At 61.6% G+C, this 16835-nt stretch carries 18 protein-coding genes and 1 pseudogene; 11 read left to right on the top strand and 8 right to left on the bottom strand.

Annotated features, from left to right (window positions below):
- Window positions 1-71 precede the first annotated feature (71 nt).
- Entirely contained in the window at window positions 72-1280 is a 1209-nt protein-coding gene (alaC, locus tag M5G18_RS03885; RefSeq protein ID WP_074688274.1) for an alanine transaminase, read from the bottom strand.
- Window positions 1281-1419: 139 nt separating this feature from the next.
- Between alaC and M5G18_RS03880 the strand changes: the two genes are divergently transcribed.
- The 3 genes from M5G18_RS03880 to M5G18_RS03870 all read left to right on the top strand — a co-directional run bounded on the left by M5G18_RS03880 (window position 1420) and on the right by M5G18_RS03870 (window position 3450).
- Entirely contained in the window at window positions 1420-2082 is a 663-nt protein-coding gene (locus tag M5G18_RS03880) for a LysE family translocator (RefSeq protein ID WP_039766147.1), read from the top strand.
- A gap of 68 nt (window positions 2083-2150) precedes the next feature.
- Entirely contained in the window at window positions 2151-2645 is a 495-nt protein-coding gene (locus M5G18_RS03875) for a GyrI-like domain-containing protein (RefSeq protein WP_273899324.1), read from the top strand.
- 316 nt (window positions 2646-2961) lie between these two features.
- Window positions 2962-3450 carry a GNAT family N-acetyltransferase gene (locus tag M5G18_RS03870; protein WP_273899325.1) on the top strand — a complete coding sequence of 163 codons (489 nt, stop codon included), beginning with the start codon at window positions 2962-2964 and terminating at the stop codon, window positions 3448-3450.
- A 134-nt stretch (window positions 3451-3584) separates the two neighbouring features.
- Here the strand turns inward: M5G18_RS03870 and M5G18_RS03865 are convergent, their stop codons facing one another.
- Both M5G18_RS03865 and M5G18_RS03860 read right to left on the bottom strand, forming a co-directional pair.
- On the bottom strand, window positions 3585-4190 hold the full coding sequence (locus M5G18_RS03865; RefSeq protein ID WP_273899326.1) for a pyridoxamine 5'-phosphate oxidase family protein: 606 nt from the start codon (window positions 4188-4190) through the stop codon (window positions 3585-3587).
- A gap of 17 nt (window positions 4191-4207) precedes the next feature.
- On the bottom strand, window positions 4208-4693 hold the full coding sequence (locus M5G18_RS03860; protein ID WP_273899327.1) for a GNAT family N-acetyltransferase: 486 nt from the start codon (window positions 4691-4693) through the stop codon (window positions 4208-4210).
- 142 nt (window positions 4694-4835) lie between these two features.
- On the opposite strand from M5G18_RS03860, the gene M5G18_RS03855 reads away from it, so the two are divergent.
- From M5G18_RS03855 to M5G18_RS03845, 3 genes are read left to right on the top strand one after another with little or no spacing between them, the layout of a single operon-like run.
- Window positions 4836-5261 carry a YybH family protein gene (locus M5G18_RS03855; RefSeq protein WP_273899328.1) on the top strand — a complete coding sequence of 142 codons (426 nt, stop codon included), beginning with the start codon at window positions 4836-4838 and terminating at the stop codon, window positions 5259-5261.
- 40 nt (window positions 5262-5301) lie between these two features.
- Complete coding sequence (locus tag M5G18_RS03850) at window positions 5302-5646, top strand: YciI family protein (RefSeq protein ID WP_273899329.1); 345 nt, start codon at window positions 5302-5304, stop codon at window positions 5644-5646.
- On the top strand, window positions 5639-6883 hold the full coding sequence (locus tag M5G18_RS03845) for an RNA polymerase sigma factor (protein WP_273899330.1): 1245 nt from the start codon (window positions 5639-5641) through the stop codon (window positions 6881-6883). The genes M5G18_RS03850 and M5G18_RS03845 overlap by 8 nt, the downstream gene beginning before the upstream one ends.
- Before the next feature lie 280 nt (window positions 6884-7163).
- Here M5G18_RS03845 and M5G18_RS03840 read toward each other — a convergent pair whose 3' ends face one another.
- Window positions 7164-7889 (bottom strand): SDR family oxidoreductase, encoded by a 726-nt coding sequence (locus M5G18_RS03840; protein WP_273899331.1) that lies wholly within the window; start codon window positions 7887-7889, stop codon window positions 7164-7166.
- A gap of 111 nt (window positions 7890-8000) precedes the next feature.
- Between M5G18_RS03840 and M5G18_RS03835 the strand changes: the two genes are divergently transcribed.
- On the top strand, window positions 8001-8837 hold the full coding sequence (locus M5G18_RS03835) for a LysR family transcriptional regulator (RefSeq protein WP_273899332.1): 837 nt from the start codon (window positions 8001-8003) through the stop codon (window positions 8835-8837).
- A gap of 1 nt (window position 8838) precedes the next feature.
- Here M5G18_RS03835 and M5G18_RS03830 read toward each other — a convergent pair whose 3' ends face one another.
- A complete protein-coding gene (locus M5G18_RS03830) occupies window positions 8839-9693 on the bottom strand; it encodes a LysR family transcriptional regulator (RefSeq protein ID WP_011335570.1) in 855 nt (284 codons plus the stop codon).
- Between the two features lie 88 nt (window positions 9694-9781).
- Between M5G18_RS03830 and M5G18_RS03825 the strand changes: the two genes are divergently transcribed.
- Window positions 9782-10219 carry a multidrug/biocide efflux PACE transporter gene (locus M5G18_RS03825; RefSeq protein ID WP_011335569.1) on the top strand — a complete coding sequence of 146 codons (438 nt, stop codon included), beginning with the start codon at window positions 9782-9784 and terminating at the stop codon, window positions 10217-10219.
- Window positions 10220-10278: 59 nt separating this feature from the next.
- On the opposite strand, the gene M5G18_RS03820 is transcribed toward M5G18_RS03825, so the two are convergent.
- The gene (locus tag M5G18_RS03820) at window positions 10279-11034 is read right to left on the bottom strand and encodes an SDR family NAD(P)-dependent oxidoreductase (RefSeq protein WP_273899333.1); all 756 of its coding nucleotides are present in this window, start codon (window positions 11032-11034) and stop codon (window positions 10279-10281) included.
- A 120-nt stretch (window positions 11035-11154) separates the two neighbouring features.
- Between M5G18_RS03820 and M5G18_RS03815 the strand changes: the two genes are divergently transcribed.
- Complete coding sequence (locus tag M5G18_RS03815; protein ID WP_273899334.1) at window positions 11155-12051, top strand: LysR family transcriptional regulator; 897 nt, start codon at window positions 11155-11157, stop codon at window positions 12049-12051.
- Between the two features lie 53 nt (window positions 12052-12104).
- On the opposite strand, the gene M5G18_RS03810 is transcribed toward M5G18_RS03815, so the two are convergent.
- A complete protein-coding gene (locus tag M5G18_RS03810) occupies window positions 12105-13718 on the bottom strand; it encodes an inorganic phosphate transporter (protein WP_273899335.1) in 1614 nt (537 codons plus the stop codon).
- 108 nt (window positions 13719-13826) lie between these two features.
- Window positions 13827-14849 carry a transporter gene (locus M5G18_RS03805; RefSeq protein WP_085606510.1) on the bottom strand — a complete coding sequence of 341 codons (1023 nt, stop codon included), beginning with the start codon at window positions 14847-14849 and terminating at the stop codon, window positions 13827-13829.
- Between the two features lie 275 nt (window positions 14850-15124).
- Here M5G18_RS03805 and M5G18_RS28955 point away from each other — a divergent pair.
- Window positions 15125-15814 (top strand): annotated as a pseudogene (locus M5G18_RS28955) (methyl-accepting chemotaxis protein); the annotation flags it as partial.
- Between the two features lie 165 nt (window positions 15815-15979).
- Entirely contained in the window at window positions 15980-16747 is a 768-nt protein-coding gene (locus tag M5G18_RS28950) for a methyl-accepting chemotaxis protein (protein ID WP_371924007.1), read from the top strand.
- The last annotated feature ends 88 nt before the right edge of the window (window positions 16748-16835 follow it).

The following is a 16835-nucleotide window of genomic DNA, read 5'->3' as shown; positions in this document are numbered from 1 at the left end:
TCTTCGTTTAAGAAGATGCAGGCACAAAAAAACCGCAGCGATGCGGTTTTTTTGTGGGTGCAATTCGCGAGTTACTTGGTGCCCAAGCCATCCGCCCGGAACATCCCGCGAATCCCGCGTACCGCCTGGCGAATCCGGTCCTGGTTCTCGATCAGCGCAAAGCGCACGTGATCATCGCCGTACTCGCCAAAGCCGACACCCGGCGAGACGCAGACCTTGGCCTCGGCCAGCAGTTTCTTGGCGAATTCCAGCGAACCGAGGTGCGCGTAGGCGTCGGGAATCTTCGCCCAGACGTACATCGAAGCTTTCGGGTTCTCGACCATCCAGCCCAGTTCATGCAGGCCTTTGACCAGCACATTGCGGCGTTGGCGATACTGTTCTGCGATGTCGCGCACGCATTGCTGATCACCTTCCAGCGCAGCAATCGCGGCCACCTGCAGCGGGGTGAACGTGCCGTAGTCGTGGTAGCTCTTGATCCGCGCCAGGGCGCTGACCAGTTCCGGGTTGCCGACCATGAAGCCGATCCGCCAACCCGCCATGTTGTAGCTCTTGGACAGGGTGAAGAATTCCACCGCGATGTCCTTGGCGCCCGGCACCTGCATGATCGACGGGGCTTTCCAGCCGTCGTAGACGATGTCGGCGTAGGCCAGATCATGCACCACCAGTACGTCGTACTGTTTGGCGAGGGCGATCACCCGCTCGAAGAAATCCAGCTCCACGCACTGCGCGGTCGGGTTGGACGGGAAGCCCAAAATCATCATCTTCGGTTTCGGGATCGAGCCGCGAATCGCCCGTTCCAGCTCGGCGAAGAAGTCCACGCCCGGCACCAGCGGCACCGACCGCACCTGGGCGCCGGCAATCACGGCACCGTAGATGTGGATCGGGTAGCTCGGGTTAGGCACCAGCACGGTGTCGCCCTGATCCAGGGTCGCCAGCATCAGGTGCGCCAGGCCTTCCTTGGAACCGATGGTGACGATGGCTTCGCTTTCCGGGTCGATCTCGACCTCGTAGCGTTCCTTGTACCAGTTGGAAATCGCCCGGCGCAGGCGCGGAATGCCCTTGGACGTGGAGTAACCGTGGGTGTCTTCGCGTTGTGCAACCTGCACCAGTTTTTCAACGATGTGCGGCGGCGTGGCGCCGTCGGGGTTGCCCATGCTCAAGTCGATGATGTCTTCGCCACGACGTCGGGCGGCCATCTTCAGCTCGGCAGTGATGTTGAAAACGTAAGGGGGGAGTCGATCTATGCGCGCAAAGCGGCGCGGCGAACCTTGTTCAGCCATTGTTGCCTCGGATAACGTAAGCGCCCGGAACCGTCCGAGCGACGCTGGTCACTGCGGTGACCTGTGGCGGACGATAAGGTCAGCGATGGCATACTGTCCAGAGCCTTTGTAAACAAATTTTTCCCAAGGAAATCGGTTGATGGAATTTACCAGTGGCTTCTTGCTGAGCCTTTCGCTGTGCCTGGATATCGGCGTGGCCAACATCGCGATGATCACCCTGGCGATGCAGCGCGGCTATTTTCAAGGCTTCGCGCTGGGCCTCGGCACCTGCGTCGGCGATCTGATCTACGCGGTGCTGGCGCTGGCCGGAATGACCGTTCTGCTGCAATACGAAACCGTGCGCTGGGTGCTGTGGATCGGCGGTTCAGCGCTGTTGATCTACTTCGCGGCGAAGATGATCTATTCGGCGATCCACCACGAGGCGCAACTGGCGGCGACCGCCGAGGTCGGCCAGAACTCCCATCGCAAGGAATTCTTCCGTGGGATTTTTCTCGCCATGTCGTCGCCGAGCGCCATCCTCTGGTTCGCGGCAGTGGGCGGCACGTTGATCGCCCGCTCAGGTGGCGGCGGTCCTTTGAGCTCGGCGCTGTTCCTCGGCGGCTTCCTGTGCGCCGGGCTGTTGTGGTCGGCGGGGCTGTGCTTCGCTGCGAGCCATGGCGGCAAGTTGCTGGGCGACAAACTGCTGCGCTATTCCTATATGGCATCTGCAGCGATCTTCTGCTATTTCGCGGTCTACGTGATCGTATCCGGTTATAACGAGTTCGTCGGTTCGGGCGCCGCCGAGGCCCTGCATACGCTGTAAATGTGCGAATCGGGTTTGGCTTCTATACTCCCAGCCGAACCCACTTTTTTCGTTCAAGGAGTCGAGTCATGGATGAGCAAAAACGCGTCGAAGTGGCTGAACCTCGCTTCGAACATGGACATTTCCTGCTGATTGCAGGTTTTCGCGATCGCTTTACCAAAGAGACTGTTCAAGACATTCCCGCGCTGTGGGAAAAACTGATCCCGCACATCGGAAATATTCCGGGGCAGAAGGGTGAAGTGACCTACGGCGTTTGCAGCAATTTCGACGGCAACGGCGGTTTCGATTACATGGCCGGGGTCGAGATCAGGAAGCTGGATGACTTCCCGCAGGAAAAGTATCCGTGGATCGAAATCCTGCCACGCCAGTACGCGGTGTTCGAACACAAGGGTTCGCTGGATCAGCTGCCGCAGACCATTGATTACATCTACAACACCTGGCTGCCGGCGTCCGACTACAAAGGGCTCAACGCCCCGGAGCTGGAACGCTACAGCGCGGACTTCAATCCGAAAACCAATACCGGCAAGCTGGAAATCTGCGTCCCGGTGGAAAAGAAAACCTGATCGGCAACCGGCAGCGCGAACCTGCTTCGCGCTGCCGTCGAGCCTTACTTGCCCTTGATCCGTCGCGCCCGCAACAGGTCGATGCCCAGGGTAATGAAGCCGAAGAAGCTGATGCCCAACACCATCAACAAACCGATCTCAACGCTGCTCATAAACGGTTCCCTCCTCGGGTGATCAGAGACAGGCGTCAGAAATAGACCGTCCCGAACCCGAAGAAAAGCGCTTATACGCAGGCTTTACGCCCCCTGCGCGGATCGATATGAACACCTTATTCCTTTATCCTTGGCGGCCCTGATTCCAAAGATTTCGAGCCGCCATGAACACCGTCATCCGCCACGTCACCGCCACCGACCTGGACCGCTGCTACGCCATCGAAACCCTCGCCTACGAGGGCGACGAAGCCGCGACCCGCGAGAAGATTGCCACGCGCATCGCCACCTGGCCGGACGGTTTTATCGTCGCCGAGGTGGACGGGCAGGTGGCCGGATTCATCAACTCCGGTGCGGCGTTTGATGTGCAGATGTCCGACGAGGCATTCAAGGAACTGATCGGCCACGACCCGGCCGGGCCGAACGTGGTGATCATGTCGGTGGTGGTGCACCCGGATTATCAGGGCCTGGGTCTGGCCAAGCATCTGCTGGGTGAATTCATCGAGCGCATGCGTGAGCAGGGCAAGGCGACGATTCACCTGATGTGCAAGGAACGGCACATCCCGCTGTACGCCGGATTCGGTTTTGCCTACATCAAACCGTCCGAGTCCGACCACGGCGGGATGGCGTGGCACGAGATGATCCTGACTCTGTAAGTCATTACGCGGAACCTGTGGGAGCTGGCTTGCCAGCGATAGCGGTGGTTCAGTCGACATCAATGTTTGATGTGCCGACGCCTTCGCTGGCAAGCCAGCTCCCACAGGGTTTTGCAGTGTTTTTAGTTCTGAGTTTAGTAAAGGGTGTCACGCACCCGCGCCGGGGCCTCGCGATCATAGGCCTCGGCATCGAACTGCCCATCATTCAGACGCTTGTGAAACGCGCCAGCAGTAGGCAGCGCAGAACGTGGCAAGTGAGTTTCCGGATTCCATGCATCCGAACGCACAAACGCTTTCGAGCAATGAAAGAACGCCGCCTCCACCGTCACCAGCAACACCGTGCGCGCCGGTTTGCCGTTGACCGCAAAGCTTTCCAGTAACGCCGGATCAGCGCTGATGGTCGCCGTACCGTTGACCCGCAACGTCTCGCCAATCCCCGGAATGATGAACAGCAGCGACACTCGCGGATCGTGCAGCACGTTGCGCAAGGTATCGATGCGGTTGTTGCCCGGGCGATCCGGCAGAGCAAGCGTGCGCTCGTCGATGATCCGCACAAACCCCGGCGCATCGCCGCGCGGTGAACCGTCGATGCCGTCGGCACCCACCGAGCTGACAATCACCAGCGGCGAAACCCGGACCATCGCCTGATAGTCCTCGTTGAGAAAACCGATCTGCTTGCGCACCGCCCGTTCGTGAGGCCGTCCGTAAATGGCTTCCAGCGCTTCGATTGAATCGATCATCGTTGCTCCCTCGACGATTAGAAGAACAGCCCCATGCGCCGCTCGTAGCCGATGCGGCCCTTGTACGCTTCGCCGCTGTCGACGAAGCCGTACTTGGCATACAGCGCAATCGCGGCGTCGTTGTCGGCGTCCACCGACAGTTCCAGCCCTTTGATCTCTGGCCAGGCCTGGCGCGCAACTTCCGGCAACGCCAGCAGACAGGCTCTGCCGTAACCCTTGCCCTGGGCGCGGTGATCGACTTGCAACGCATGCAGGGTGGCACTGTGTTTATCGGCCCATTCCGGCAGAACCGGCGGGCGTTTGAGCAGCAGAAAGGCCACCGGCACGTCTTCGGCCAGCAGCGCAAAACCTTTCACGCCGGGGCCGGGTTTTGACAGCAGCGTGTGGAGGGCGCCGTGGATGTCGCCGGAGAACTTGATCTGCTCGGCGTGGATTTCAATGGCCTCGACCTGTTGGCGTTGGGTGGCGTTCAGGCTTTCGTAAGGCACGAGTCGGGCTGACACGGGAATTTCCTTTTTCCTACAAAGATGAGCCTCGGATTCTAGCGATTTTGTCCTCTTCGGAAATTTTTTGTTTCGGTTGTCGATCCGGCAAATCGCCGAACGACTAAGGGTGTCTTCACAACAAAAACCAGGGAGAAACCCCATGAGTACGCAAGCGCAGATTCAAACCCTGATCGACACCTACCGCGAGGCGGTGATGACCAAGGACGTGGAAAAAGTCATGGGCCTGTACGCCGACGACATCGTTTCCTTCGATGCGATCAAGGCCCTGCAATTCAAGGGCAAACCGGCCTACCGCGCGCACTGGGTGGATTGCATGGAAATGTGCCCCGGCCCGCACATTTTCGAGTTCCATGAAATCGCCATCGAGACCGCCGACAACATCGCCTTCGCCCACTGGGTCGCCAACTGCGGCGGGACCAATGAAAAGGGCGAAACCCAGAGTTGCTGGATGCGCGTCACCGCGTGCTACCGGCAGATCGGCGGGGCGTGGAAGATCGCCCACGAACACTGGTCGGCACCGTTCGACCCGATGAGCGGCGCGACCCTGTTCGATGTGAAACCCTGATCTTCAGCCATAGTTGATCCGTCCGATTCAGGAGAACGCCATGAAGTATTTATGCCTGGTCTACAGCGATGAGCGCCTGCTGCATTCGTCGCCCGACAGCCCGGAAGATGCCGAGTGCTGGGCCTACGCCGAGTCGATCCAGGACAGCGGCCGGATGGTCGCCGCCGAAGCGCTGGAATCGGTGCAGACCGCCACCACGGTGCGCATGCGCAACGGCAAGCTGTCGATCACCGACGGCCCGTTCGCCGAGACCAAGGAGCAACTGGCGGGTTTCTACCTGATCGACGCGCGGGATCTCAACGAAGCGATTCAGGTCGCCGGCAACATTCCGGCGGCCCGGGTCGGCAGCGTCGAAGTGCGTCCCGTGCGCCAGTTGAATGTCTGAGGTCCGGGCGCGGGTCGAGCAGGTCTATCGCGAAGACTCGCGGCGGATCCTCGCGACCCTGATCCGCCTGCTCGGCGATTTCGACCTCGCCGAAGAAGCCTTGCACGAGGCGTTCTTCGTCGCGGTCGAGCGCTGGCAGCGCGACGGCGTGCCGGACAATCCGCGAACCTGGCTGGTGTCCACCGGGCGCTTCAAGGCGATCGACGTGTTGCGCCGTCGTGCACGATTCAAGGCCTCGCACCCGTTATTGCTGGCGCAACTGGAAGAACTGGAACAGTCCGAATGGGACGCTGAAGACGTGGAAGACGATCGCTTGCGCCTGATCTTCACCTGCTGCCACCCGGCGCTGGCGGCAGATGCGCAAGTGCCGCTGACCCTGCGTGAAGTCTGCGACCTCACCACCGAAGAAATCGCCCGGGCATTCCTCTCGGCGCCGGCAGCGATTGCCCAGCGCATCGTGCGGGCCAAGGCGAAGATTCGCGATGCGAAAATCCCCTATCAAGTGCCGAGCCTGAGCGAATTGCCCGAACGCCTCGACAGTGTGTTGCGGGTGATTTATCTGGTGTTCAACGAGGGTTATTCGGCGTCCGGCGGCGCCCAGGTGACCCGCGAAGACCTGACCCGCGAGGCGATCCGCCTTGGGCGGTTGTTGCTGGAGTTGTTGCCGGATCCGGAGGTCATGGGGTTGCTGGCGTTGATGTTGTTGCATGAATCGCGGCGGTCGGCGAGGTCGACACCGGATGGGGAATTGATTCTGCTGGATGATCAGGATCGCGGATTGTGGAATGCCGAGCTGATTGTCGAAGGCTGCGACCTGGTGGAAAAGGCGCTGACCACGGGACGTTTCGGGCCGTACTGCCTGCAGGCGGCGATTGCGGCGGTGCACGCCGAAGCGCCGACGGCGGGGGAGACGGACTGGGAACAGATCGTCGGGCTGTATGACGTTTTGTTGCGGGCGGTGCCGTCGCCGGTGATCGAGTTGAACCGGGCGGTGGCGGTGGCCAAGCGTGATGGCGCGCTGGCGGGGTTGACCTTGATTGAGGGGATTCTGGGGCGCGGGGAGTTGCAGGATTACCACTTGGCGCATTCGGCGCGGGCGGAACTCTGTCGGCAGTTGGGGCGGGTTGAGGAGGCTAGGGCGGCTTATTCGCGGGCGCTGGAGTTGACGCGGCAGGAGCCGGAGCGACGGTTTATTGAAGGGCGGCTTTCGGCTTTGGATCGCTTGCCCTCACCCTAGCCCTCTCCCAGAGGTAGAGGGGACCGATCCGGGGATATTGGAGAGATACGCCGACGTGAGCGATTCTCCGTGAATCCATAAACGACCAGATCTTTCAGGTCTGACTCTCACGTAAGTCACCTCGACGCCGACGTGAACTAATTCGCCGTGAGTCCATAATCGACTCGATTTTTCAGGTCGATGTATGACGCGAGACACCTCGGTCGTCTCCCTCTCCCTCCGGGAGAGGGCTGGGCGGGCGGCGTTCCGATGAGGGAGCTTTTGCTTTTGCCTTTCGGCTTTAGGCCTGTTGGCGTGTCGCAGCCATCACAATCTCGCGAATACAAACCCCCTGCGGCTGCCCATACGCATAAGCAATCGCCGTCGCCACATCCTCGGCACTCAACACCGTCCCACCCATGTCCTGCTTCCAGGCCTGATACCCGGTCTTGATCACCTCATCCGTGGTGTGGCTCAGCAACTCGGTCTCCACCGCACCCGGCGCAATCGTGGTCACCCGGACGTTATGCGGCGACAACTCTTCACGCAGATTCTCCGACAACCCATGCACGGCAAACTTGGTGCCGACATACGCCACATGATTCGGAAACGTCTTGCGCCCGGCCACCGAGCTGACGTTGATAATCGTGCCGTGCTTGCGCTCGATCATCCCGGCGACCACCGCGTGCACGCCGTTGAGCAGGCCTTTCACGTTGACGTCGAGCATCTGGTCCCACTGCGCCGGATCCTGTTTGCTCATCTCGCCCAGCAGCATCACCCCAGCGTTGTTGATCAGCGCATCGGCCGGACCGAACTGTGCTTCCGCTTCGGCCACAGCGGCCAGCAATGTGGCGCGGTCGGTGATGTCGACGCGGCGGCTGAGGGTGTTCGGCAGTGCCAGTGCTTCAAGGCGTTCGATGCGTCGAGCCAGCAACAATAGAGGATGGCCGGCAGCGCTCAAGCGGCGGGCGGTGGCTTCGCCGATGCCCGAGCTGGCGCCGGTGATGATGATCAATGGCTTGCTCATGGTTGAACTCCTGAGATAAGAAAAACAAATAACCAGATTCGTGACGCAGTATATTTAGCCCGCTGGAGGCTGAAAAATGCCTTATTCCTCTGTCTGCTATCGGAATCTCCTATGGATATCCGCCATCTCAAAGCCTTCCTCGCGGTGTTCGAGGAACGCAACATCACCGCCGCCGCACAACGGCTGTTCATCAGTCAGCCCACGTTGTCGGTGACCATCAAACAGCTGGAAGAAGAACTCGGCGCGACGCTGTTCGTGCGTCAGCCCCGTGGCGTGGAAGTCAGCGACGAAGCGCGGCTGCTGTATCCGCAGGCACGCCGGATGGTGGCCGAGTCCGAGGCGCTGAGCCGGATGTTTCGCGGCCGCGAAAACCGTGCGCCGCTGACCCTCGGCATCGAGGGCGACATCGCCGCCAGCCATATCGAAGCCTTTGTGCGCATGGCCCATCAGGCGTTGCCCAATCTGTTGCTGACCCTGGAAGAGGGCTGTCACGGCGATGGTCGATTGGCGGTCGAGGAAATGTGCTGCGAGGACGAACTGTTCCTGCCGCTGTGGGAAGAATCCTATGTGATGGCGCTGCCCCTCGACCATCCGATGGCCAACGCGCAGGCGGGCTGGGCGCCCATCGAGGACTGGATCACCTGCCCGCAACATCCGTCCCATCAGCGGTTGATGGCGCTGTACGGGCGCTCGCCCGAAACGGTGGCGGGGCATGCCGGTTCACTGCAACAGGCGTTGCACATGGTGGCGGCGGGTGTTGGCGTGGCGATGTTGCCGCAGTCGCTGGTCAGCGGGCATGAACGCATCGTCGTGCGCGCGCTGCACCTGCCGGCACCGACCCGGCGGGTAGGATTGTGCTATGCGGCGCAGGCGTTGGAGCTGCCGACGATGCGCGGGTTGCACGAGTATTTTCAGGTGAACCGCCCGGCAGCCATCGAAGCCGCCTGAGCTACTCCAGCATCTTGCTCAACAACCAGCTTCCCGCCGGCCCCGGCGGGTACAGCCGCGACCACAGCGCATCAACGAACACCGGTTTCGGCCAGCCGCGCACCTTCAGTTCCACCAGCAAGTCATTGCCGAAACGTTCCACTAGCCAGCGCGGCAGCGGCGCCCAGCCGAAACCTTTTTCGGCCATTTCCAGCAGCATCAGATAACTCGGCGCCGACCACACCCGACCTTTGCCGCGACTGTCATAGGGATTGACGATGGTGGCCAGGCGCAGCTCGCGATGCTGCTCAAGAACCGTTTGATCGATGGATTCCTGAGTCGCCAGCGGATGCCCACGCCCCACAAACAAGGCGATTTCCGTGCGTTCGGCGACGGTCGCGGTCGCCAGGTCCGGCGGGTAGTTGTCCTGCATCTCGGCGAACGCCAGGTGCGCCCGGCCGCGCTGCACCAGTTCGACCAGGTCATCGCATTCGGCGATCAGGCATTCCAGCTCCAGATCCGGATAGCGCTGCTCGAAACCCACCAGCGCCGCCTCGAATCGGTCGGACTGATAAGTGTCGGAAATCGCCACCGTGAGTTTCGGCTCGACGCCCTGAGCCAATTGCCGGGCGGTCATTTCCAGCCGGCTGGTGGCCGACAGAATCGCCTCGGCCCGTTGCAGCATCACGTGGCCGGCCGGGGTCAGAGTCGGTTTGCGGCTGCTGCGGTCGAACAGGATCAGATCCAGATCAATCTCAAGACTGGCCACCGCCGCACTCACCGTCGACTGACTGCGCCCGAGTTTGCGCGCTGCTGCCGAAAACGAACCTTGAGTCGCCGCCTGGACAAACGCCAGCAACACTTCCTGAGACGCCATGAACTATCGCCTTGATCGATGGTTATTGGTTATGAAGTATCGGTGTGGTGCTGGATCATGGCAACCATCTTCACAGAGGACTTCGGCCATGACTGCCAACAAATCCATCACTGAACGTATCTTCCAGGCCATCGGTTTCGAACTGCTGGCGATCCTGATCTGTACCCCGCTGCTGGCGTGGATCATGGGCAAACCGCTGGTCGAAATGGGCGCTGTCACGATCGCCATCGCGATGCTGGCCCTGGGTTGGAACGTGGTGTTCAACGGCTTCTTCGACCGCATGCTCAAGCGCTGGAACATCGCCCACAACGCCTGGGTGCGAGTGGCGCACGCGCTGCTGTTCGAGGGCGGGTTGATCGTGATGGGCGTGCCGCTGATTGCCTGGTGGCTGTCGGTCAGCCTGTGGCAGGCGTTCCTGCTCGACATCGGCGTGCTGCTGTTCTTCCTGCCGTACACCTACGTCTACCACTGGGGTTATGACGTGGTGCGCGAGCGGCTGGTGATGCGCAGCGTCTGCCAGAGCTGAAAACAAAAAATCGCCGCCTGTGAGGGCTGCGATTTTTTTGTCCGGGATTTTTGCAGGGTTTAGAGAAACATCCCGCCCGACGCTTCAATCCGCTGACCGTTGATCCACTGCGCGCCCGGCGACAGCAGCAGCGCCAGCGCACCGCCAATGTCATCCGGCTGCCCGGCACGGCCCAGCGCGGTGTTGCTGGCGACCATCGCGTTCAGCGCCGAATTGTCGCGCACCGCGCCGCCGCCGAAGTCGGTTTCGATGGCGCCCGGTGCCAGGATATTCACGGCGATCTGCCGCGCGCCCAGCTCCTTGGCCTGATAACGGGTCAGCACTTCCATCGCGCCTTTCATCGCCGCGTAAGCCGCGTAACCCGGCAAGGTGAAGCGGGCCAGACCGCTGGAGATGTTGATGATCCGCCCGCCATCGTTGATCAGCGGCAGCAGCTGCTGAGTCAGGAAGAACGGCCCTTTCAACTGCACATTCATCAGCAGGTCGAACTGCTCCGGTGTGGTGTCGGCGAAGGAGGCATGCACACCAATGCCGGCGTTGTTGATCAGGAAATCGAAGCGCGGACGCTCCAGCTGTTGCAGCGCTTGTCCGACCCGCACAGCGAAATCGACAAAGCCTTCGCTGCGCCCGACATCCAGTTGCAGCATCACGGCTTTGGCGCCGAGGGTTTCCAGTTCCTGCACCAGCGCCTGGGCTTCATCGGCGCGGCTGTTGTAGGTGCCGATGATGTCCACGCCTTGGGCGGCGAGGTGCAGGGCGGCGTTCTTGCCGAGGCCACGGCTGGCACCGGTGATCAATGCGATTTTGCGGTTCATGGGTCTTCCTCGATGGCGGTGACGGTTGATGAGGCAAAGTTTATTTATCCGCCATGAGGTGATAAACAGACTGAAACCGGAATCACTGGTCGGATTGTCCGAACAATCAATGGGTGGCCCATGAACAAACTGGAACTGCTGCGCACCTTCGTCCGGGTCAGCGAATTGTCGAGTTTCACGATGGCGGGGGAGAGTCTTGGGCTGCCGCGCTCGACGGTGTCCGAACAGGTGCAGGCGCTGGAAAGTCTGCTCGGCACGCGTCTGTTGCAACGCACCACGCGCAAGGTCCAGGCGACTCAGGACGGCCTTGCGCTGTACGAGCGGAGCAAGGATCTGCTGTCGCACATGGACGAAATCGAGAACCTGTTCCGCCAGGACGAAGCATCGCTGACCGGGCGGATCCGGGTCGATATGCCGAACATTCTGTCTCGGCGGCTGATCATGCCGAAGCTGCCGGAATTCATGGCCCGTCATCCAAATCTGGAGCTGGAAATCAGCAGCACCGATCGCCGGGTCGACCTGCTCGCCGAAGGTTTCGATTGCGTGGTGCGCATCGGCGCGCAACCCGATCAGTCGGTGGTGGCGCGGCATCTGGGGGATTTCAGCATGATCAACTGCGCCAGCCCCGCGTATCTGGAGCGCTACGGCGTGCCGCAGACCCTTGAAGATCTGGCGCAGCATCGGCTGGTGCACTACGTCGGTGTGCTGGGTTCGCGTTCGGAAGGGTTTGTCTACGAGCAGGACGGGCAAGTGCACCGCGCACCGATGGCCGGCAGCGTGACGGTCAACAGCACCGATGCCTACGAGTCGGCGTGCCTGGGTGGATTCGGTCTGATTCAGGTGCCGCGTACCGGCATGAACACCTATCTGGATACCGGCGAGGTGGTGACGGTGCTGCCGCAATACACCGCGCCGGCGATGGGCATTTCACTATTGTACGCGAGACAGCGGCATCTGCCGTTGCGGGTGCGGGTGTTCATGGACTGGCTGGGGGATTTGATTCGTTCGACGCTCTGATTTCTGCGGCAAATCCCTGTGGGAGCAACGGCTCTCACAGGGATTCGGCTGGATCAGAAGATCTGGGTGAACAGCCAATACAAACTGCCCGACAGCAGAATCGCCGCCGGCAAGGTCAACACCCACGCCATCAGCAGATTGCGGATGGTCTTCATCTGCAAGCCTCCACCGTTGGCGACCATGGTCCCGGCCACGCCCGAGGACAACACATGGGTGGTCGACACCGGCAGGCCGAACATGTCGGCGGCGCCGATGGTCAGCATCGCCACGGTTTCAGCCGACGCACCTTGGGCATAGGTCAGGTGGGTCTTGCCGATCTTCTCGCCGACCGTGACCACGATCCGCTTCCAGCCGACCATGGTGCCCAGCCCCAAGGCAATCGCCACCGCGATCTTCACCCACAGCGGAATGAACCGGGTGGCGTTGTCGATCTGTTGCTTGAACAGTTGCAGCTTGCCGGTGGTGTCGGCGTCGAAAGTGCCGACCTTGTTCTTGTCCATCAGGCGAATGGTTTCGCTGGCCAGGTACATGTCGTTGCGCACGTTGCCCATGGCCTCGGCCGGGACTTTCGCCAGCGATCCGTAGCCCTTCACTTCTTCACCGATGTGCCCGGTCAGGGAGGCGAGGGCGGGGATCAGTTGCGGCGTGGCTTCCTTGCTGCGCACGTAGTCGGAGAGCACTGCGCGTGGATCGGCCGGAGCCGGCAGTGGCGCACTTTTCACCAGCGCTTGCTGGGTCACTTGGGCGACAGCGGCGAATTGCAGCGACTGCTCTTCCGGCATGGTGCGGTTCAGCGCATAAGCCATCGGCAGGGTGCCGACCAGAATCAGCATGATCAGGCCCATGCCTTTCTGGCCGTCGTTGGAACCGTGAGCGAAGGACACGCCGGTGCAGGTCAGGATCAGCAGACCGCGAATCCACCACGGCGGCGGGGTGTTGCCTTCCGGGGCCTTGTACAGTGAACGGTTCTTCACGAACGCGCGCAACGCCAGCAGCAACAGCGCCGCACAACCGAAACCCACCAGCGGTGACAGCAGCAGCGCGTAACCGATCTTGGTCGCCTGGGCCCAATCCACACCGCTGGTGCCGTCGCGGCCGTGCATCAGCGCATTCGCCACACCGACGCCGATGATCGAACCGATCAGCGTGTGCGACGACGAGGCCGGCAGGCCCAGCCACCAGGTGCCGAGGTTCCACAGGATCGCTGCGATCAGCAGGGCGAAGATCATCGCGAAACCGGCGGACGAACCGACTTGCAGAATCAGCTCCACCGGCAGCAACGCGATGATGCCGAACGCCACCGCGCCGCTGGATAGCAGCACGCCGAGGAAGTTGAAGAAACCCGACCACACCACGGCCACATTCGGCGGCAGCGAGTGGGTGTAGATCACCGTGGCCACGGCGTTGGCGGTGTCGTGGAAACCGTTGACGAACTCGAAACCCAGTGCGATCAACAACGCCACGCCGAGCAGCAGGAACGGGGTCCAGGTGGTGACCACCGTGCCGAGTTCGTGCATGTCGTGCATCAGGCTGTAGGCGGTGAACAGCATCCCCATCGCCAGTACCGCGAAAAACACTACGTAGGTGAACGGGCCGGTTTTCTTGTCGAGGGCCGGCCTGCCACTGGCAGCGGGGGCCGGGCTGGCGGTCAGGGAGGGAGTAGCCATGGGAGGACAATCCTGAGCGGGGGAAGGAGTGTCGCCCATGATCGTTGCTAAATATTACAGAGAGGCTGCGACAGATCAGTGTTTGGCGGATTAGCCGCGCCGCCGGTCTTAATAATCCCGCCGCTTGCGAAACGCCCAGCGCCCGGCAATCACCGTGAACGTCGCCACCAGCGCCACCAGAATCCAGAACCCTTCCGGATCGGTAGCCAGCGGCACACCGCCAACGTTCATGCCGAAAAAACCGGCAATGATGTTGATCGGCAGCGCCAGCACCGTCACCACGGTCAGGGTGAACAGCGTGCGGTTGCTCTGTTCGTTGAGGTTGGCGGCGATCTCTTCCTGCAACAGCTTGATCCGTTCACCGAGGGCCGTGAGGTCGTTGATGATCAGCGCGAACTCCTCGGTGGATTTGCGCAGCTCCTTCACGTCTTCCTTCTGCAACCACGGCGGTGGCCGGTTGAGCAGGCGCAGCAGCGAACCCGGCTCCAGCGCCAGCAGCCGTTGCAGGCGCACCAGCACTCGCCGGTTGGCGCCGAGTTCGGCGCGGTTGGTCGACAGTCGCGAGGAGAGCAATTCGTCCTCGACCTGATCGACGCTCATGCTGGTCTTGCGCACGATCTGCGTCAGCACTTCGCCCTGATCGCGCAGCAGGTGCACCAAAAGTTCCAGCGGCGAACGAAAGCACTCGCCGGACTTCACCGAAGAACGCAGCTTGTCCACCGAATGCAGCGGTTGCAGGCGTGCGCTGACGATCAGTTTGCTGCGCACGCAGACCCACAGCGTCGACACGTCCGAAGACACCATGCTGCTGAGGTTGAACACCACGTCGTTGACCACCGCCAGCAACGCCGAATCGACATGCTCGATGCGGGTCGAGCGCGAACCTTCGTGCAGCGCTTCGAAAAACTCTTCGGGCAATTGCAGATGGCTTTTCATCCAGCGCTCGCACGCGGCATGGGCCAGGTTCAGGTGCAGCCAGAGAAATTCATCGCCCTCGCTATCGTCCTGCAGGCAGCGCAGGGCGGTCGCCGAATCCACCTCGCGCCCGCGTTCGCCGGGGCGAAACCGAAAGCCGTAAAGCAGGCCGAACAGGTCAGGATCACGATGACTGATATCGAGGCTGTGGTTCATGAAGGCTCGCTGCGAGGAGGCGTCTGTCGCGGGATTTGCAGATTCACCTGAGCCGCATCATCGCAATGTCACATGACGTTTGTGTGACAGCAAAATGACGTCAAATCAACGCGTTACCGGCGGTCGGATTTTTCTCAAGAAGGGCTCTGGCACGCCGATCACGCATGAGTTAGGTTGCGCGCCTTCGGCCAAGAGCCAAGGTCCGCCGACACGGATGTCCGGCCAAAAAATCACGTCTTACCGGACGTGCCTCATCCCTGTCCCGAGTACCTGCGATGCTGCAAAAATCCCTGAGAGCGCAAATTCTCGCCCTGCTGAGCGGCAGCCTGCTGGCGATGCTGTTGATCGCGCTGGCCTGCTTTCACTTCCTGTCCAACGGCGTGCAGAGTTACAGCCAGTTGATCGCCGGCCCCTTGCACACCTCGCAACTGATCGACGAAGCCAACCTGCAATTCAAGGTGCAGGTCCAGGAGTGGAAAAACGTCCTGCTGCGCGGCAAGCAACCGGCGGATCTGGCCAAGTACTGGGGCCAGTTCGAAGATCGGCAGCGCGATGTGCAGAACATCCTCGGTGAGCTGGCCAATCAGAAAGGCCTCGAGCCTGCGCTGAAAACCCGCATCGAACGTCTGCGCGAAGAACATCGCCTGCTCGGTTCCGCGTATCAGAAGGGCCGTGATGCCTACGTGACGGCCGGTGCCGATCCGACTGCCGGCGACGCTGCGGTAAAAGGGGTCGACCGCGCCGCCAGCGATCAGATGAGCGAATTGGTGGCCGAGTTGCGCAAGCAGGGCACCGAGCAATCGGCGCAGATCAGCGCCAGTGCCGATCGCACCGTGTGGCTGGGGCTGCTGGTGATGCTCGCGTCCGGTCTGTTGATCGGTTTGCTCAGCCTGTGGCTGGTCAACCGCAACCTGGTCGAGCCGATCCGCAAACTCATCGACTACGTCACCCAGTTGAGCAAGGGCCGTCTGGTCGAGCGCGTGGCCAGCGACCGTCAGGACGAGCTGGGGAACCTGGCGGCGGCCGCCAACACCCTGCGCGACTTCCTCGCCGAAACCTTCAATCATCTGCAACGCAGCGCCAAGGATCTGGACAGCGCCAGCGGCGAGTTGAACGCCATCGCCACGCTGATGGCCGGCGGTACCAACGAGCAGTTCAACCGCACCGATCAGGTGGCCACGGCGATGAACGAAATGTCCGCCACCGCCCAGGAAGTCGCCCGTCACGCGGCCGACGCAGCGCGTGCTGCCGACGATGCCGACCAGTCCGCGCAGCAGGGCGAGAAGGTCATGCAGAGCACCATCCACAGCATCACCCAGATGCGCGGCGAAATCGCCAACACCGCCACGGTGATCCGTCGTCTGGAAGCCGACAGCGGCCGCATCGGCAAGGTGCTGGAAGTGATTCGCGGGATCGCCGAGCAGACCAACCTGCTGGCGCTCAACGCCGCCATCGAAGCGGCCCGCGCCGGTGAAGCCGGGCGTGGTTTTGCCGTGGTGGCCGATGAGGTGCGCAACCTCGCGCAGCGTACGGCGGAGTCGATCATCGAGATCAACCAGATCATTCACAGCGTACAGACCGGCGCGGTGGATGCAGCCCAGGCCATCGACAGCGGCCAGACCCGCAGCGATGAAAGCGTCGAGCAAGTGACCCAGGCCGGCGCCATGCTCGAGCGCATCACCCACGCGGTGGAAGCGATCCGCGACATGAACCGCCAGATCGCCACGGCAGCTGAAGAGCAGACCTCGGTGGCCGAAGACATCTCGCGCAACCTGACCGAGATCACTTCGATCGCCAGCACCAACCTCGACAACGTGCAGCGCACCGAAAGCGCCAGCCAGAACCTGCACGGCCTGTCCGGCCAACTGAACGACGTCACCGCTCGCCTGAGCGTCTGACCGGTCAGTGACTGTGTACCGGTTCGGTTACCGAGTCGGTACACAGTCGATCTCAATTCGTGCAGACCGCCGCCGATGCCCGGTTATC

The sequence above is a fragment of the Pseudomonas aphyarum genome (genome assembly GCF_028657055.1).
In the GTDB taxonomy this organism is placed as follows: Bacteria; Pseudomonadota; Gammaproteobacteria; order Pseudomonadales; family Pseudomonadaceae; genus Aquipseudomonas; species Aquipseudomonas aphyarum.
This window is presented reverse-complemented; position numbering and strand designations above follow the sequence as displayed.

Bases quoted from the DNA above. Each gene is read 5' to 3' on its own strand.
- M5G18_RS03850 (WP_273899329.1), top strand. From the start codon at position 5,302: ATGAAGTATTTATGCCTGGTCTACAGCGATGAGCGCCTGCTGCATTCG.
- M5G18_RS03840 (WP_273899331.1), bottom strand. From the start codon at position 7,889: ATGAGCAAGCCATTGATCATCATCACCGGCGCCAGCTCGGGCATCGGC.
- M5G18_RS03875 (WP_273899324.1), top strand. From the start codon at position 2,151: ATGGATGAGCAAAAACGCGTCGAAGTGGCTGAACCTCGCTTCGAACAT.
- M5G18_RS03865 (WP_273899326.1), bottom strand. From the start codon at position 4,190: ATGATCGATTCAATCGAAGCGCTGGAAGCCATTTACGGACGGCCTCAC.
- M5G18_RS03880 (WP_039766147.1), top strand. From the start codon at position 1,420: ATGGAATTTACCAGTGGCTTCTTGCTGAGCCTTTCGCTGTGCCTGGAT.
- M5G18_RS03870 (WP_273899325.1), top strand. From the start codon at position 2,962: ATGAACACCGTCATCCGCCACGTCACCGCCACCGACCTGGACCGCTGC.
- M5G18_RS03810 (WP_273899335.1), bottom strand. From the start codon at position 13,718: ATGGCTACTCCCTCCCTGACCGCCAGCCCGGCCCCCGCTGCCAGTGGC.
- M5G18_RS03805 (WP_085606510.1), bottom strand. From the start codon at position 14,849: ATGAACCACAGCCTCGATATCAGTCATCGTGATCCTGACCTGTTCGGC.
- alaC (WP_074688274.1), bottom strand. From the start codon at position 1,280: ATGGCTGAACAAGGTTCGCCGCGCCGCTTTGCGCGCATAGATCGACTC.
- M5G18_RS03830 (WP_011335570.1), bottom strand. From the start codon at position 9,693: ATGGCGTCTCAGGAAGTGTTGCTGGCGTTTGTCCAGGCGGCGACTCAA.
- M5G18_RS03855 (WP_273899328.1), top strand. From the start codon at position 4,836: ATGAGTACGCAAGCGCAGATTCAAACCCTGATCGACACCTACCGCGAG.
- M5G18_RS28950 (WP_371924007.1), top strand. From the start codon at position 15,980: ATGGCCGGCGGTACCAACGAGCAGTTCAACCGCACCGATCAGGTGGCC.
- M5G18_RS03815 (WP_273899334.1), top strand. From the start codon at position 11,155: ATGAACAAACTGGAACTGCTGCGCACCTTCGTCCGGGTCAGCGAATTG.
- M5G18_RS03835 (WP_273899332.1), top strand. From the start codon at position 8,001: ATGGATATCCGCCATCTCAAAGCCTTCCTCGCGGTGTTCGAGGAACGC.
- M5G18_RS03845 (WP_273899330.1), top strand. From the start codon at position 5,639: ATGTCTGAGGTCCGGGCGCGGGTCGAGCAGGTCTATCGCGAAGACTCG.
- M5G18_RS03825 (WP_011335569.1), top strand. From the start codon at position 9,782: ATGACTGCCAACAAATCCATCACTGAACGTATCTTCCAGGCCATCGGT.
- M5G18_RS03820 (WP_273899333.1), bottom strand. From the start codon at position 11,034: ATGAACCGCAAAATCGCATTGATCACCGGTGCCAGCCGTGGCCTCGGC.